1 pseudogene is annotated in these 384 nt (G+C 33.6%); it reads left to right on the top strand.

The features are described 5' to 3' along the window. Positions 1-384: pseudogene (locus tag VQ048_RS12770) on the top strand (conjugal transfer protein TraG); the annotation flags it as partial.

Raw genomic sequence — 384 nt, 5'->3', positions numbered from 1 at the left:
ATATTGACTACTTCCGCCGGATTTATATCGCTACTTATGGCTGGAGCTTGGATGAGCCGATTATTGAAAAGTAATCTTATGGAAGATGTTTTCAATATCGAAAACGAATCTTTTATGCAAGAAACACAACTTATGGAAAATGAGTTTTCTGTTAATTTACCTACTTTGTTTTATTACAACCAACAATGGAACGAGGGTTGGATCAATGTAATCAACCCTTTTCGTGCAACTATTGTTTTGGGTACGCCTGGTTCGGGTAAATCGTATGCCATTGTAAACAATTATATCAAGCAACAAATTGAAAAAGGTTTTTCAATGTATATCTACGATTTTAAATTTGATGACCTTTCTACCATTGCCTATAACCATTTGTTAAAACACTTA

The sequence above is a fragment of the Bergeyella anatis genome (assembly GCF_036016955.1).
In the GTDB taxonomy this organism is placed as follows: Bacteria; Bacteroidota; Bacteroidia; order Flavobacteriales; family Weeksellaceae; genus JAYWXI01.
This window is presented reverse-complemented; position numbering and strand designations above follow the sequence as displayed.